Genomic DNA, 14,916 nt, shown 5'->3' on the forward strand with positions numbered 1-14,916 from the left:
ATAATAAAATAAAATAAACTAATTTTTAAACTATTTAATTATGAAAAAATTTAAAAAAATATAATTAAATTAAAGAATTTAACTTAAATATTAATAAAAAACATTTAATTTTAAAAAAAAGATCTAAAATTAAATATAATAAAAAAATAATTAAAATAAATAAAAAAAGTAAAATCAATTTATATAAAAAAATAAAAAAAGTAAAAATATATTAATTTTATAATGAATATAATGTTTTTTCAAGTAAATCAGCATCACATTGAAGTGTTATAATATTAGTTCTACCTTTTCCTCTACCACGAGAAATAGTATTTGTTGAAATAATACCTAACATTTCAAGTTCATTAATAAAATCAAATATTCTTCTATAAGTTACTGAATCCCCTTTTGAAACACTTTTATATGTTTCATATAATTTACCAGAAGTTATTTCTTCTTTTTCTTGTGTTAATTTTAATATTGCTTCAAGAACTCTTTGTTGTTGTGTAGGTAATGTTAAAATAACATCTGTAACTTTATTATGCTCAATTCTATTTTTAGCAGCAATTACATAATCCCCAATTACTTCATCAGATTCTTCTTCATCTGCAATTTCCCCAGCAGTTCTAAGTAAATCAAGAGCATATCTTGCATCACCTTCTTCTTTTGCAGCCATTGCAGAGCATAATGGTATTACATCTTCTTTAAGTACTCCTTCTTTAAAAGATAATTTTGACCTTTCTCTTAAAATATCAGCTAATTGATCTGCACGATATGGTGGAAACACAACTTCTTTATCCCTTAAACTACTCATTGCTCTTGGTTTAATAAACTTTTTAAAGTCAAGATAATTACTAATTGATAAAATACTTACATTATCAGTTCTTGTTAAAGTATATAATAAACCATCACCATCTTTTTCAAGAAGAATATCAATTTCATCTAAAATAATAATAAGAATTAAATGTTGGCCACCAACAGATTGACTTATAATATTACGAAAAGTGTTAATAATTTCACTTTTAGTCCAACCACGATATGGAACATCTCTACCTAAACATCTACATAAATGTGCAATAACCTGATATTCTGTAGTATAATCAGTACATCTAACATATTCTACTTGAATATAAATACCTTTGTTTTTAGCAGCTTCAATTAATTGTTCTTGAGCAAATTTTGCTGCTGCAGTTTTACCTGTACCTGTTTTACCATAAATAGTTAAATCAGATGGAGTTACATTATCTAATGCTTCAATCCAATGTTTAGCTATTAATTTAATTTGTTCATCTCTATGAGGTAAATTATCAGGTAAAAAACGATGATCCAATGATTCTTTATTCTTGAAAACAGAACCATCTGGTTTTAAATCATCAAAAATATTTCCCATATAAAAAAACCACCTATAATTTTTTTTAAAAAATGCATTAAAAAATATTAAATCAAAAATATACAAATATTATGATTTAAAGTTAAAAAATAAAATTATAAAATTAAAAAAATATTATAATACTTAGTAATTTATTAAAAATGAATTATACAAAAAATTTAGACATATATTTCAAGTGTAAAAAATTAAGATAAATCATAATATAAATTCAAGTGTAATAATATATTAAATTATTTTTTTATAAACTTTTCTATGAAAAATCACTTAGAGTGTGAGAGGTGAATTTCAAGTATAAACATTTTTTCAAAAAGCTGATTTTCAAGAGATAGGTTTCAAGTGTAAATTTTTTCAAAAATTTATAAATTTTTTTAAAATTAGTAAAAAAACAATTTAATATGAAAAATTTTCATATTTTTTACAATTGAAATGTACCTCTTGAGTTTTAATATATAGAAAAAATACTTTCACTTGAAATATATCTCTCACACTCTAAAAATTTTAAAAAAATTCTATTAAATTTAAAACAAAATAATAATAATAATAATAAATTTTATATTAATTTAAATAATATTTATTTATATTAATAAATAAAATATAATATAATTAAATAATTTATAAAAATTAGCTTCTTTTTAAATAAAATATTAAAGTAGATAAAATGATAAATAAAGAACAAATTTTAAAATGGTTAAACGAAGAAGGTTTAGTAAAAAATGAAATTCAAGATGAAAGTGCAAACTTTCATATTATTATAAATTATCCTCAAGATCATATGATGGATTTAATTTCTCCTAAAGGAAAAGAAGATATGATTCTTATTGGCTGTGCAACTGAAATAGCTGAAGAACAGAAAAAACTTATTAAAGAATCACCTATACAAGTTAATGAAAATTTTATTTGGGCTATTAGATTTAACTTAAATCAATTTTTAGTTGATTTTGAATTAGAACATCCAGATAGTCAACTTGAAAAATTTTTAATAACTGAAGAGCTATTTGAAGATGGTATCACTAAAAATGAACTTATACATACATTTAAAAGAATTTATAAAGCTAAACTTCAATGTTTATGGTTACTTGAAAAAACTTTTGGACAAAAAACAATTAATGTTGATAAATTATAATTAAATTAAATATAAATTCTTATATTTTTTATTAAACTACTTATTTTTTAATTACTTTTTTTATAAAAATATAAATTTTTTAAATATTCTTAAATAATATTTATATATTAATCCTTAACAAAAATAAAATACAATGATGCCGAATATTTTATTAAATAATTTTAATGTATGTATTTACCTATTATTTACAGTTTTTATAATAGCATTATTTACAGATTTTATAATTGGAGAACTTCCAAATAATTTACATGTTGTTGTTTTAATTGGTAAATTAATAGATTTCTTTAAAAAATTATTAATTAAATATAATACATATTTTTCTGGATTATTAGTAACTATATTTGTTGTTATTATTTTTCTTTTAATTAGTGAAATTTTATATAGAATTTTCATACATTTACCAATATTAATATTTGTATTTGTATTAGGATTATTTTTCTCTTCAACATTTTCTATTAAATTATTATTAAATACTGCTGAAAGTATTAGGATTAAATTAGAAAATAATGAATTTGAACAAGCAAGAACTGAAGTTTCCTATTTAGTAAGTAGACCTACTAGAAATTTATCTAGAAGTTATATTATATCTGCAACAATTGAATCTTTAACAGAAAATGTAACTGATTCAATAATAAGTCCATTATTTTATTACTTTGTCTTTGGTTTTCTTATAATATTAATAAATTATTATAATAATATTTTTGACAATTCATTTGTAGTGAATAATATAAGTTTATTCTTATTTAATTCTGGAGGAATACCTGCAAACGATTTAACATTTCATTTAATATTTATTTGTATTATGATTGCATTTATATATAGAATAATAAACACTGAAGATGCAATGTTAGGATATAAAACAGAAGAATTAAGAAAAATAGGATTTTTCCCTGCAATATTTGATGATATTTTAAATTTTATTCCTGCTAGAATTGCTGGAGTTTTAATGGTTATTGCAAGTAAAATTATTGGAATGGATTCTAAAAATGCAATATACATTTTAAAAAGAGATGCAAAAAAATGTGAAAGTCCTAATTCTGGATATACTATGGCAACTGCTGCTGGAGCACTTGGAATCCAATTAATTAAAAAAGATAATTATATTCTTGGAGATCCATTAAAATTTATTGAACCTTTTGATATAAGAAGAGCATATAATTTATCAAGATGGACAATATTTTTATTTATTTTAATTCAATTTATTATTTTATTTATAATACTTATTGTATTATAATTTCTAATTTTTAGTAGTATATTTTATTAGAATCTTTATTTCTACTAAATTTACTCTTTATTTTTAATATTAACTTTATTTTCGTGTTTTTATTATATTTTTAACTTTAAAATCATTTTAATTAAAAATTTATTAAATTTTTAGAAACTTATTTTTTTATAAAAAAAATTTAATTATATTAAAATAAATACTATTATATATTAATATTGAAAATTTATATAAATATAAAAAATTTTTAAGTTTTCTTTTAATACTTTATTATTTCAGATGATTATTATGAAAATTGCAATTTTATCAGTAACAGAGCCTGCAAAAGACCTTGCACTAGAAATTCAGGAAAAATTATTAAAAAATCCAAGAATAATTAAATGTAATGTATTTCATAAAAATGTAAGAAAGAATATGGAATTTGCATTTAATAATTATGATGGTATAATTGCAATCATGGCAACAGGTATTATAGTTAGAATGATTGCACCACTTATTCAAAGTAAAGATAAAGATCCTGCAATTTTAACAATTGATGAAAAAGGAAATTATGTTGTAAGTTTACTTTCTGGCCATCTTGGTGGTGGAAATCAATTATGTTCTTATATTGCTAAATTAATCAATTCTAAACCTGTAATTTCAACTTCTACTGATGTTAACTTTAAATATGGTATAGATTCTCTTGCTTATAAAAATTTTTATAAAATAATTGATGTTAAAAAGATTTTACCATTTAATAAAGCAATACTTGATAATGTTCCACTTCAAATATCATCTGATAAAGATTTAAAATTTCTTACAAAATATTTTTCAAATAGTACATTTACTAAACTTCCAGATAAACGATTAGGTGAGTTATCTACAATTAATTTTAAATTCAGTAAAGATGATGAAGAATATTCTATTGATTTATATGAAAAAAAATTAGTAATTGGTATAGGTTCAAGACGTGGTAAAACAAAAAATAATATACTTATTGCTATTGATGAAGTACTTAATAATTTAAAGATACCTATTAGTAGAGTTAATAGTATTGCAACAATTTCTATTAAAAAAGATGAACATGGTATTATTCAAGCTTGTACAGAATTAAATAAAAAACTTGAAATTATTGATATAGATGAAGTACGTAATTTTCATCATGAAGATTGTTCTAAATCTGACTTCGTATATAATAAATTTGGAATAGATGGAGTTTGTGAACAATGTGCAATGATAAGTGTTGGTCCTAATGGAAAATTAATACATAAAAAAATAGCTATGGACGGAGTTACTGTTGCAGTAGCTATTTCTAATGATTAAATCATTTATTTTTCTTTTTTTACTTTTTAAAAATATTTAATTTTTATTATATTTTTTACACTTGAAATACTCCTCTATGATTTTTACACTTGAAATTAACCTCTTGAGTTAATTTTAATTTCAATTGTATAATTTAATATAATTTTAGATTTTTTTAATAATTTAAATATTTAATTTAATTTAATATTTTATTCATTATATAAAAGTAATATTTAGTTTAAATTACTTATTTAAATAAATAGTTTAATCTATTATCATCTATAAGTTTTACTTGTAAAATTAGTATTGTATATTTTATAAAAATTAGTATTTGAATAATATTTTTTAATTAATCTTTAAAAATTAGTATGTTTTAAAAAAAGTAGAAGTTTTAATAAATAAAATAATTAAAAAAAGATTTAATTAAATTTAATTGCTTCTAATTTACTTAAGATTTCCCAGATTAAAGTTCTAGCATTTACTGGAATATTTGGATCATTACTAATATCATCTAATATTACAATAACAGAACTTGCTCTAACTGTTTCATCTTCTTCTTCATTATTTAATATATCATTGGATTCTTCAGCTGCTCTTCTAATGTTTCGTGGTACAGTATTGTTTTCCATAATATATTTTAAAATTTCAGATACTTCATCAAATGTTGGGTTTGACATATTATCACTCCTAAATATTATCTAAAAAATTTAAATTAAAAAACTATAATTATTTATGTTAAATTTTATTATTAAATTTATTGGTATGATTTTAATTAGTATAAACTTATCTATTTTTTTTAAAAAAAGTTAATAAACTTATTAAAATTTAAATTAAGTTTTTAATATTGAATTTTTGCTGATTTTACACATTATTAATCTTTTTAATAATTAAAATTATTAAAAAACTATTAATAAATAAAATTTTATTATTATTTTTTAAATTTTATATTGAATTAAGCATTTCACAAATAAATTGTGTTTTAGCAGAATCTTCAATAAATTCAGCAAGTGATTCAGCTTCAAAAAGATTTATACCAGTTGCAATAATACCATGGTGTTTTAATATTATTACATCTCTTTTTTTATTTTCACCAAAAGTTTTACCTGCTGCTTCTGCTAATTCTTTAGTTCCTGGTTTAATATATTCTATTTCATCAATATATGGGATTTTAATAGATCCAAAACCTTCATATCTTTTAATTTTTTTATCAGAATGTGCAAAACCTGTTGCAAAAGGAGAATGTGTATGAACAATACTTTTTATATCATCACGTGCTTTATAAATATCACAATGCATATGAACTTCAGAAGATGGTTTATTTTCATTTATAGGATTAGCATCAAGATCTACGATTGAAATATCTTCTGGTTTTAAATTTCCTAATGATTTTAATGTAGGTGTAATAGCAACATATTCTTTATTATCTTTAGTAAATTTAGTACTTATATTTCCTGCTTTACCAGAAACTAAACCTCTTTCAAATAGTATTTTAGAGTATTGTACAATATCATTTTTTATTTTTTCCATTTTTTCAAATCCCTGATATTTTTTATATTTGTTTTTGTATTTTATTAAATAAATAATATAGCTTTATATTGATTTTATTATTTATTGTATATAGATTCTTAAATTTTATTATTAATTTAAGTATTAAATTTATAAAATTTATATTTAAACTTATATATTTACAATAAGATTAAGTAAAAATTATTTTAATTTATATATTGTATTTTAAAATTATACTAATAAATAATAATTTAAAGTCTTGTTTATTTTTTTAAAAAAAAGAGATTTAATAATTTTATTTTAAAATTAGATTTATTTGAATTCTTAAGTATATATTGATTTTATAATAAAAGTATATAAGATTATAAATCTTATATAAATTTTAATTGTTTATATACACCTTTATCAAGAACAGGAACTTCTGCTGGTGTTGGTACAATGTTTTTAATTTTTTGGAACTCTGTTTGAGTCTGGAATGTTCCTGAGTTTATTAAATGTATACCATTAAACATTCTATGTGTGTTAATGTGAACATGTCCAGTATGGAATACGTCAGGTACATCATCAATAACTAAATAATCTTCAAGTTCTGAAGCAAGTGGTGTTCTTTCACCATATATTGGTGCAAGATGTCTTTTTTTAAGTAATTCTTCCATTAATATATCATTTCTTTCATGTGAAAATCCTTTAACTGTCATTGCCATATCATCAAAACTACGGCCATGGTATATTAAAACTTTTATTCCATCAAGTGATACATATCCTGGATTACTTATAAATTCTACATTATTTAATTCATATAATGCTTTAGCATATTTTTCTGGTACTGCAGGTTGTGGCTCTGCTACTCTTGATGCATCGTGGTTTCCTGGAGTAATGATTATTTTAATATCACTTCTTATTTGACCAAGATAACTTGCTGCTTTATTGTATTGTTGGGTAATATCTTTAATTTCAAGTTCTTTTTCTTGATTTGGATAAATACCAATACCATCTACAATATCTCCACCAATTATAAGGTATTTAACATCTTTAGCTATTTTTATTTGTTCTTCATTACCATATTCACAGTTTAACCACATAATGAATTTTTCAAATGCTTCTGGTAAGAAAGTTTTACTTCCAATGTGAACATCTGATAAGAAAACAATACCAAAGTCCATATCTTTTTTAGCCATTCTTGGAACACCTGGGTGTATTATTTGATTAGCAATTGCAAGAGATCCATTTTTTGTAGCTATAATACCAACAACTTCGTCTCTTACAATTTTTTGTGCTTCTTGGAAAAGTTCTGTATTATCTTTACTAAATAAAACTGAAATTTGACCTGTATCATCTTCAAATTCAATTAATATATGGCCATTTTTAGTTATTCTTATATCATTAACCATTACAATTAATGCAAGTTCTGTTTGGTCTTTTCCTATGTTTTCAATTTTATCATGAACTTTAAGTTCAGGTCTATGTGATAAAATTTTTTCTTCTTTTTCAAATCTACTTTGGAAGTAGCTTATAAGGTTACTTATTTCACCACTAGTATATGATTTATTACTTGTATCTTGAAGAATTTTAAAATCATAATTTATATGGCTTTCTTCCATATTTCTTCTACAGATATTATGGTCTTTATTTTCTACCTTAATATCTGCTATTTTTTCTGTTTCTACATCTGTTCCTGGATTTTCTCTTATTTTAGATGCATCGAATTCTTTTTCTTCTTCATCTTTATATTCTAATTTATTAATTTTTGATTTACTTTCATTAATTGGTTTTATTTCGCTGTTTAAATTTTCTTCATTTATGGTTTTTTCTGTGTTTAAATTATCAACTGTTGGTTTTTGTTTTAATATTTCTGTATTTAGTTTGTTAATTGGTTCTTGTTTTAATTCTGTGTTTATTTTGTTTTCTCTATTACTTGTAGTTTCATTTGAATTATTTACAATGTTTTCATCTTTATCTCCATTAATAAATTTATCAATGATATCTTCATTTACAGATACTAAATCATCTTTTGTAAATTCATTACTTTTTAATTTAATAATAAGTGATGATGAAAGACTTTTAGGATCTTTAGAATTTATAATCATTTTATATGCATTTGGAGATAAATTAATACCTTTTTTTGCAAATTTAAGTAAAATATCTGATGTCATAAATAATCATTTTATTATTTTTTAAATAAAATTAAGTATTTTAATTTATATTAAAACTATTTTTTAATATTTTCTTTTATTATATTTTATTAAAATAATTCTTTTATATTTAGTTATATTTTTATATTACTTTAATTAAAGATTTAAATTGATAAATTATTAAAATTTTATAATTATTTAGTAAATAATAAAACTTTTATTTTTATTAATTAATTTTAATTAAATTTTATTTATAGAAAGTAAGTGATAAAATGCATAAGGTGTTAAAAGCAATATTAATAATTGTTTTATTTATAGGATTTTTTGAAGCTGGTTTATTAAGTTCTTACACTATTGTTACCTCTCAGGTTCCTGATGTTAAAGGATTAATAGATTTGCAAATTGATACTATAAATGGTATTTTTTCATCTGATAATTTAAATAATGTAGTTATTCAAGATCCTACACCACTTAATGTTTCTAATAAACAAGAACTAGCTACGGCACTGCAAAATGAGACAGGTGTTGATGGAATTGATTATGATAATTTAACTATTGGGACTTATGATTCAAAAGATAATGATCAAATTAATTTAAATATCACTGCTTATGGATATTCATCATCTTCATCTACTTCAAGTTCATCTATTGTAATTAGTGCAAAACCAGATTATAAAATCTTAGCTACTGCTACTGCAAATATGACTAATGAAGGAGAATTTAAAGTTAATATTGACTCACTTAAGATAAATTCAATCTTAAAAATTTATAATTCTGCTTCAGAAAACACATCAAATAGTACAAGTGATAATTTAAGTCAATAAGTGATAATATGATAAATGTTGTTGGTTTAGGGCAGAATAGAGAAAATATGACATTAGGGGCTTTGTCAGCTATTCAAGATTCTGATGTTATTGTAGGATATAGTAAATATATTGATTCTATTTCAGATCTCATTGAAGGTAAAGAAGTAATTAAGAAAGGAATGGGAGATGAAATTAAAAGAGTTGAAATGGCAATATCTAAAAGTCTTGAAGGTTATGATGTAGCTATTGTAAGTTCTGGAGACCCAGGGGTATTTGGTATGGCAAATGTCCTTTTCCAAATATTAAGTAAATATAATGCTAATATTGAAGTTGATGTTTATCCTGGAGTTTCTGCTTTAAATTATTCTGCATCACTTCTTGGTGCACCATTACATGATTTTGCTGCAATTAGCTTAAGTGATTTACTTACTCCATTATCAGAGATTAAAACAAAATTAGAGTATTCTCTTAAAGCAAATTTAATTATAGCTATTTATAATCCTATTAGTAAATCTAGAAAAGAACCATTTAAATTATTTAAAGATTTAGTTTTAGATATTAGAGGTCCTGATACTTTAATTGGAATTGTAAATAGTGAATCTTATCCTTCAAAAGTATCTGTTGTAAGAGCAGAAGATCTTATTGAAGAAAAAATCAATATGTCAACAACATTAATTGTTGGAAATAAAATGACATATCTTGATGAAGGATATATGATAACTCCTAGAGGATATGTAATTAAATCTAGATTAAATCCATTAGCTGTAGACTTTTATGAAAGATATTTTCAAGGTAAAACTCCAAAAGGACCTAATACAGAATGTGGATACTATCCATGTCATGAACATGGCCAGTACTGTGACTTCTGTTATTGTCCATTTTATCCATGTGGTGATAAATCTACTGGTGGTAAATGGATTAAAGGTAAAGATGTATGGAGTTGCGAAGACTGTATGTGGGTTCATAAAAAAGAGAATATTGATTGTATTAAATCTAAATTTGATGATATTGTAAAAGAACCTAATGATTTAATTAAAAATAAGAAAGAATTATTGAAATTACGTAGGGAATGTATTTTAAAAAATAATTCTAAAATTTAATTTTTTTATTTTTAATTTTATACTATTTTTTTATTTTTAGATTTTTTTTATCTATTAATTATTTAATTTTGAGTTTTTTATCTATTTTTTAAGCTTTTTAAATTTATTATAGCTATTTAAAGCAATTTTTTTTATTTTTACTAAATTTTATAAATTAAAATTTTTCTACACATGTTTAAAATTTATATTGTTTTTAAACATTTATTTATTATAAACTATAAATAATATTTTAAGTTTAAATTTTTTATTTCTAAAATGTTGAAGGGATTTAATGCCAAGTATTAAAGATATTTTAATTGAAATGAAAAACATGTCAGAATTAATGGTAGATTTATCATATTCTGCTGTTCTTTTTAATAGTAAAGATGCAGCACAGGAAGTGCTGAAGTTAGAAAACCGTATTAATAGTTTAAATTATGAGATTAAAATTCAATCTCTTCTTGCAGCACGTTCAAAAGAAGATGCAGAGAGATTAACAGCATTACTTGAAATTGCAGAAGCTGCAGAATCAATTGCTAATGCTGCAAAAGATTTAGCTGATTTAATTCTTAAAGGTTTTAAACCACATCCAGTATTTAAACGTGTTATGGAAGAATCTGATGAAATGATTATCAGTGTTGAAGTATATCCTACATCAGAATTATGTAATAAAACATTAGGGGAGTTATTATTAAATAATCGTACTGGTATGAGAGTTATTGCTATTAGACGTCATGATTCATGGATTTATGGTCCAGATAAACATACAGTTATTTTAGAAGATGATGTACTACTTGCTAAAGGTTCTGAAACAGGTTCAGATATTTTAGTTCAAATAGCTCATGGTGAAATGTCATTTGATGATATATCAGATGCATTAGATGAAGAAGAATCAAATGATGATGATAATTAATCTTTTAATAAGTAAAAATTATTTTTGACTATTCATTAATGATTATACTTATTAGCTTTGTTGAAATCTCATAATTATAATTTTTTTTCAACAAAGTGTTTTTTAAATCTAATTTATAGTTTCAGGGGTAATATGAATAGTCATAATAGTATAATATTAACTAAATTTTATAATTTTATAAAAAATAACAGATCTACTCTTAAACAAAGTTTAGTTGCTTTATTTATATGTGCTATAGGAGATTTGTGTGCTGGAATTATCCTTGGAAATATGACCTATTTTTTAAATGCATTTCCAGGTTTATTAATTCTTATTCCTGGTGCAATTGGAATGAGAGGTAATATTTTTGGATCATTTGCATCTAGATTAAGTACTAACCTTCACATTGGTGTACTTGATCCAGAGTTTAAAAAATCAGATGTATTATTTACTAATTTAAAATCTTCATTCGTTCTTACAATGGTATTATCCGTATTTTTAGCTGTTTTTGCAAAAATAATGTGTTTAATATTTAATTTAAGAAGTATTGATTTAATGGATTTTATATTGATTTCAGTATTTGCAGGAATTATATCTAATTTAATAATGCTTCCTATTACTATGTTTATATCTTTTAAAAGTTATAAAGGAGGATGGGATCCAGATAATGTTACAACACCACTTGTTGCAGCATTTGGTGATTTATTTACTTTACCTGCAATAATTGCATCATTATTTATTTTAAAAAACCTTGGAGCTGGATACTTTAAAGATTTAGTTTTTAGTATTTTAATTTTATTAATTATTATAATGTTTGTTTATGAAGTTAGTAGAAATAAAGATATTAAAAGAATTTTAATTGAATCAACACCAACTTTACTTTTATGTTCCTTTTTAGGAATATATGCAGGTACTGTACTTGATTCATTTGAATCTACACTTTTAACTAATCCAACTATATTAACATTAGTACCATTATTATCTGGTGAAAGTGGTAATTTAGTAAGTATCTTAGGTGCAAGATTATCTTCAAGTCTTCATTCTGGTTTAATAGAGCCTGAATTTAAATTTACAAATACTACAATTGTTAATTTATTAATAATATTATCACTTGCTGTTATTGTATATCCATTTATAGCAATTATTTCAGATTTAAGTTCTGTTATAATGGGTATTCAAACATTTGGATTAATTCAACTTATATTAATAAGTGTATTAGCAGGTTTAACTTTAATTCCAATAATGATGATGATAGTCTTTGGAATATGTATATTATCATATAAACATGGTTTTGATCCTGATAATATTGTTATTCCAATTTCAACAAGTATTACTGATGCATTTTCAAATACTTTATTAATTGCTTATTCACTTTTAATAATTACAATATTTTTATAGATTTGTAATTATTCTAATTTTTTAATTTTTTTATAAAGTTTTATTTTTTTATTATTTCTAAATTTTTATTTGTACCATGTTTTTAGTTTGATTTCTGCTTTTTCATAGATAAAATATTCATATTTTAAATAATTTTTATTAAAATCTTTAGGTACAGCAATAATAAGTCCATTAAAGTCTTTATCTTCAGTATATATGTGGATAATAATACTTGTATTTGAAAATTTTTTTAAATCATCATTAAGTAATATTTTTTCATTTACTTTTCTACTACTTGTAGTATTTACTCCATTATCTAAATAATAATTAAAATTAGAATTATTTGATATTAAATAATAATCATAGCTATTTAAGCTTTTACTAATGTTAAATAATAAACATATATATTTAGAGTTATCATGATTTCTATTACAGATATATTCATTATGAGATATGTTTTTTATTTGATATTTACTATAATAATCAATTAATATGATTCTTTTTTTAAGTAAATATTACTTGTAAAACCTTCTTTATCTCCTATTTTAATAGTTTCTAAATTAGGATTTAATGGTTTTATCTGAATATTACTTTTAATTTCATTGTTAAACATATTTTTAGAGATTATATTATAGTTTTCTTTAAGTTTTAAAATTTTATTATAAGATAATAAGTGTATTTGACTAGTATTTTCCTGTGATTTTAATCCACATATAAAATTTTCATTATATGGAAGTTCTTCCCAATTACTTGGACTTCCTGGTGTTTCTATTATTCTATCTAATATTTGATTAGATAATGTTTTTAACTTATTATCCTCAATATTATTATCTATTTTATTTATTGTTGAAGATGCAATTGTAAAAACTGTTGATATTATAATAATTAATATTACAATACTAAGAATAATATCAATCAAATAAATATTTCCTGATTTTCCTATTTTTTTAATTTTAACACCTTCTTATTATTGGTATTTACTAACTTTTTTTTAATTTTAACACCTTTTTTAATTATAAAACTTAAAAATAGAATTTTAATTAAATCCATACTTATTTTTATGGCCATTATCTAAAAATAGAAATGTTTTATCATTAATTACTATTTTATCTCCTTCATATGGATTATCACTAAATATTACATGGTCTGGAGAGGATATACTTTTGTTTTTATCATTTTTACATGATACTATAAATGTTTCAAGGCCATAATGATTACAATCTGCTTTTCCTTCTAATCTACAGAATATACAACTACCATCATGACTTTCATGATAATAATTGTTTATAATACAATTATAACTTAAATTATTTCCATGTATTTCATATGGTTCATATGGACATTTTTTAAAAATAAGTGGAGAACTACTGTTTATATATGAACTACCATCTATAGATTTTTCATTTAAATAGCTATTTAAAGAATTATGATAATTAAAATTAGTAGAGTTATAAGTTAAATCAGAATTTTTTAGTTTTAGAAAAGGTAATGGATCTTCTAATCCAATAATTGATATTTTATATGTTTCAATTGTAGAATAAGTATTATTATCTTTTTCAAAATTTAATTTTACTTTAATATTAATGTTAAATGGATTATCATCATTGTTTACACTTAGTACATTAGAATCTATTTTAATATTGTAATTTCTATAATAATCATTATTAATTTCTTTAAGTCTATTATTTAATCTATTTTTAATTTCTTCTCTACTATTAGTTGATGCTTCTCTAGTTTTTATATGGTCATTAATTGTTTTATTAAGTACATTATAACTTATGATTTCAATATTTCTTTTATAGTCTTCAATATGATATTCAAAGTTTTTATCATTTAAAATACTTGTTTCTTGATTGTTTATAGATATTGTACTTGTTAAAAATATTATAAATATTATAATTAGTGATAAAATCATTATTAAAGTAAATACACTTATAATCGAAGCATTATTGTCTTTTATTAATTTTTTTAATCTTAATTTCATAGATTAAAATTTTATTTAAATTTCAAATTATTTTTAATTATTTAGCTTTTAATTTGTTTTTCTTTTTTAAGTTTTTAGCTTAATAATTGTTTTTTATTGCTTTTAATTTATTTTTTCTTTTTTAAAAATTTTCATAGATTAATTT

13 protein-coding genes are annotated in these 14,916 nt (G+C 21.6%); 7 read left to right on the forward strand and 6 right to left on the reverse strand.

The genetic code is table 11. From position 1 onward, the window contains the following. Positions 1–217: 217 nt before the first annotated feature. Entirely contained in the window at positions 218–1,369 is a 1,152-nt protein-coding gene (locus BGI41_RS02390) for a Cdc6/Cdc18 family protein (protein WP_088538650.1), read from the reverse strand. Positions 1,370–2,027: 658 nt separating this feature from the next. Between BGI41_RS02390 and BGI41_RS02395 the strand changes: the two genes are divergently transcribed. From BGI41_RS02395 to BGI41_RS02405, 3 genes are all read left to right on the forward strand, one after another. Beyond that, on the forward strand, positions 2,028–2,492 hold the full coding sequence (locus BGI41_RS02395) for a DUF2299 domain-containing protein (RefSeq protein ID WP_088538651.1): 465 nt from the start codon (positions 2,028–2,030) through the stop codon (positions 2,490–2,492). Positions 2,493–2,625: 133 nt separating this feature from the next. After that, on the forward strand, positions 2,626–3,726 hold the full coding sequence (locus tag BGI41_RS02400) for a cobalamin biosynthesis protein (RefSeq protein WP_088538652.1): 1,101 nt from the start codon (positions 2,626–2,628) through the stop codon (positions 3,724–3,726). A gap of 276 nt (positions 3,727–4,002) precedes the next feature. Then, the gene (locus BGI41_RS02405) at positions 4,003–5,016 is read left to right on the forward strand and encodes a cobalt-precorrin 5A hydrolase (RefSeq protein WP_158211960.1); all 1,014 of its coding nucleotides are present in this window, start codon (positions 4,003–4,005) and stop codon (positions 5,014–5,016) included. A 398-nt stretch (positions 5,017–5,414) separates the two neighbouring features. Here the strand turns inward: BGI41_RS02405 and BGI41_RS02410 are convergent, their stop codons facing one another. From BGI41_RS02410 to BGI41_RS02420, 3 genes are all read right to left on the reverse strand, one after another. Beyond that, entirely contained in the window at positions 5,415–5,672 is a 258-nt protein-coding gene (locus tag BGI41_RS02410) for a UPF0147 family protein (protein WP_042707342.1), read from the reverse strand. 265 nt (positions 5,673–5,937) lie between these two features. Then, a complete protein-coding gene (locus tag BGI41_RS02415; protein WP_088538654.1) occupies positions 5,938–6,522 on the reverse strand; it encodes a class II aldolase/adducin family protein in 585 nt (194 codons plus the stop codon). 350 nt (positions 6,523–6,872) lie between these two features. Beyond that, on the reverse strand, positions 6,873–8,654 hold the full coding sequence (locus BGI41_RS02420) for a DNA-directed DNA polymerase II small subunit (RefSeq protein WP_088538655.1): 1,782 nt from the start codon (positions 8,652–8,654) through the stop codon (positions 6,873–6,875). A 251-nt stretch (positions 8,655–8,905) separates the two neighbouring features. On the opposite strand from BGI41_RS02420, the gene BGI41_RS02425 reads away from it, so the two are divergent. From BGI41_RS02425 to BGI41_RS02440, 4 genes are all read left to right on the forward strand, one after another. Then, positions 8,906–9,457: a hypothetical protein gene (locus BGI41_RS02425; protein ID WP_088538656.1), complete on the forward strand. Its 552-nt coding sequence runs from the start codon at positions 8,906–8,908 to the stop codon at positions 9,455–9,457. Between the two features lie 8 nt (positions 9,458–9,465). Continuing rightward, positions 9,466–10,539 carry a precorrin-3B C(17)-methyltransferase gene (gene cobJ / locus BGI41_RS02430; RefSeq protein ID WP_088538657.1) on the forward strand — a complete coding sequence of 358 codons (1,074 nt, stop codon included), beginning with the start codon at positions 9,466–9,468 and terminating at the stop codon, positions 10,537–10,539. Positions 10,540–10,810: 271 nt separating this feature from the next. Next, positions 10,811–11,431 carry a potassium channel family protein gene (locus tag BGI41_RS02435; RefSeq protein WP_088538658.1) on the forward strand — a complete coding sequence of 207 codons (621 nt, stop codon included), beginning with the start codon at positions 10,811–10,813 and terminating at the stop codon, positions 11,429–11,431. A gap of 132 nt (positions 11,432–11,563) precedes the next feature. After that, positions 11,564–12,808, forward strand: a complete 1,245-nt coding sequence (locus BGI41_RS02440; RefSeq protein WP_088538659.1) for a magnesium transporter — start codon at positions 11,564–11,566, stop codon at positions 12,806–12,808. A gap of 466 nt (positions 12,809–13,274) precedes the next feature. Here BGI41_RS02440 and BGI41_RS02445 read toward each other — a convergent pair whose 3' ends face one another. Together BGI41_RS02445 and BGI41_RS02450 are read right to left on the reverse strand one after the other, a co-directional pair. Continuing rightward, positions 13,275–13,706, reverse strand: a complete 432-nt coding sequence (locus tag BGI41_RS02445) for a hypothetical protein (RefSeq protein ID WP_088538660.1) — start codon at positions 13,704–13,706, stop codon at positions 13,275–13,277. A gap of 117 nt (positions 13,707–13,823) precedes the next feature. After that, the gene (locus tag BGI41_RS02450) at positions 13,824–14,702 is read right to left on the reverse strand and encodes a hypothetical protein (protein ID WP_088538661.1); all 879 of its coding nucleotides are present in this window, start codon (positions 14,700–14,702) and stop codon (positions 13,824–13,826) included. Between the last annotated feature and the right edge of the window lie 214 nt (positions 14,703–14,916).

The organism is Methanobrevibacter sp. 87.7 (assembly GCF_002208625.1).
Classification (GTDB): Archaea; Methanobacteriota; Methanobacteria; order Methanobacteriales; family Methanobacteriaceae; genus Methanarmilla.

What these genes read in the sequence shown, in the direction of transcription:
- BGI41_RS02390 (WP_088538650.1), bottom strand. Translation starts at nt 1,369, where the DNA reads ATGGGAAATATTTTTGATGATTTAAAACCAGATGGTTCTGTTTTCAAG.
- BGI41_RS02395 (WP_088538651.1), top strand. Translation starts at nt 2,028, where the DNA reads ATGATAAATAAAGAACAAATTTTAAAATGGTTAAACGAAGAAGGTTTA.
- BGI41_RS02400 (WP_088538652.1), top strand. Translation starts at nt 2,626, where the DNA reads ATGATGCCGAATATTTTATTAAATAATTTTAATGTATGTATTTACCTA.
- BGI41_RS02405 (WP_158211960.1), top strand. Translation starts at nt 4,003, where the DNA reads ATGAAAATTGCAATTTTATCAGTAACAGAGCCTGCAAAAGACCTTGCA.
- BGI41_RS02410 (WP_042707342.1), bottom strand. Translation starts at nt 5,672, where the DNA reads ATGTCAAACCCAACATTTGATGAAGTATCTGAAATTTTAAAATATATT.
- BGI41_RS02415 (WP_088538654.1), bottom strand. Translation starts at nt 6,522, where the DNA reads ATGGAAAAAATAAAAAATGATATTGTACAATACTCTAAAATACTATTT.
- BGI41_RS02420 (WP_088538655.1), bottom strand. Translation starts at nt 8,654, where the DNA reads ATGACATCAGATATTTTACTTAAATTTGCAAAAAAAGGTATTAATTTA.
- BGI41_RS02425 (WP_088538656.1), top strand. Translation starts at nt 8,906, where the DNA reads ATGCATAAGGTGTTAAAAGCAATATTAATAATTGTTTTATTTATAGGA.
- cobJ (WP_088538657.1), top strand. Translation starts at nt 9,466, where the DNA reads ATGATAAATGTTGTTGGTTTAGGGCAGAATAGAGAAAATATGACATTA.
- BGI41_RS02435 (WP_088538658.1), top strand. Translation starts at nt 10,811, where the DNA reads ATGCCAAGTATTAAAGATATTTTAATTGAAATGAAAAACATGTCAGAA.
- BGI41_RS02440 (WP_088538659.1), top strand. Translation starts at nt 11,564, where the DNA reads ATGAATAGTCATAATAGTATAATATTAACTAAATTTTATAATTTTATA.
- BGI41_RS02450 (WP_088538661.1), bottom strand. Translation starts at nt 14,702, where the DNA reads ATGATTTTATCACTAATTATAATATTTATAATATTTTTAACAAGTACA.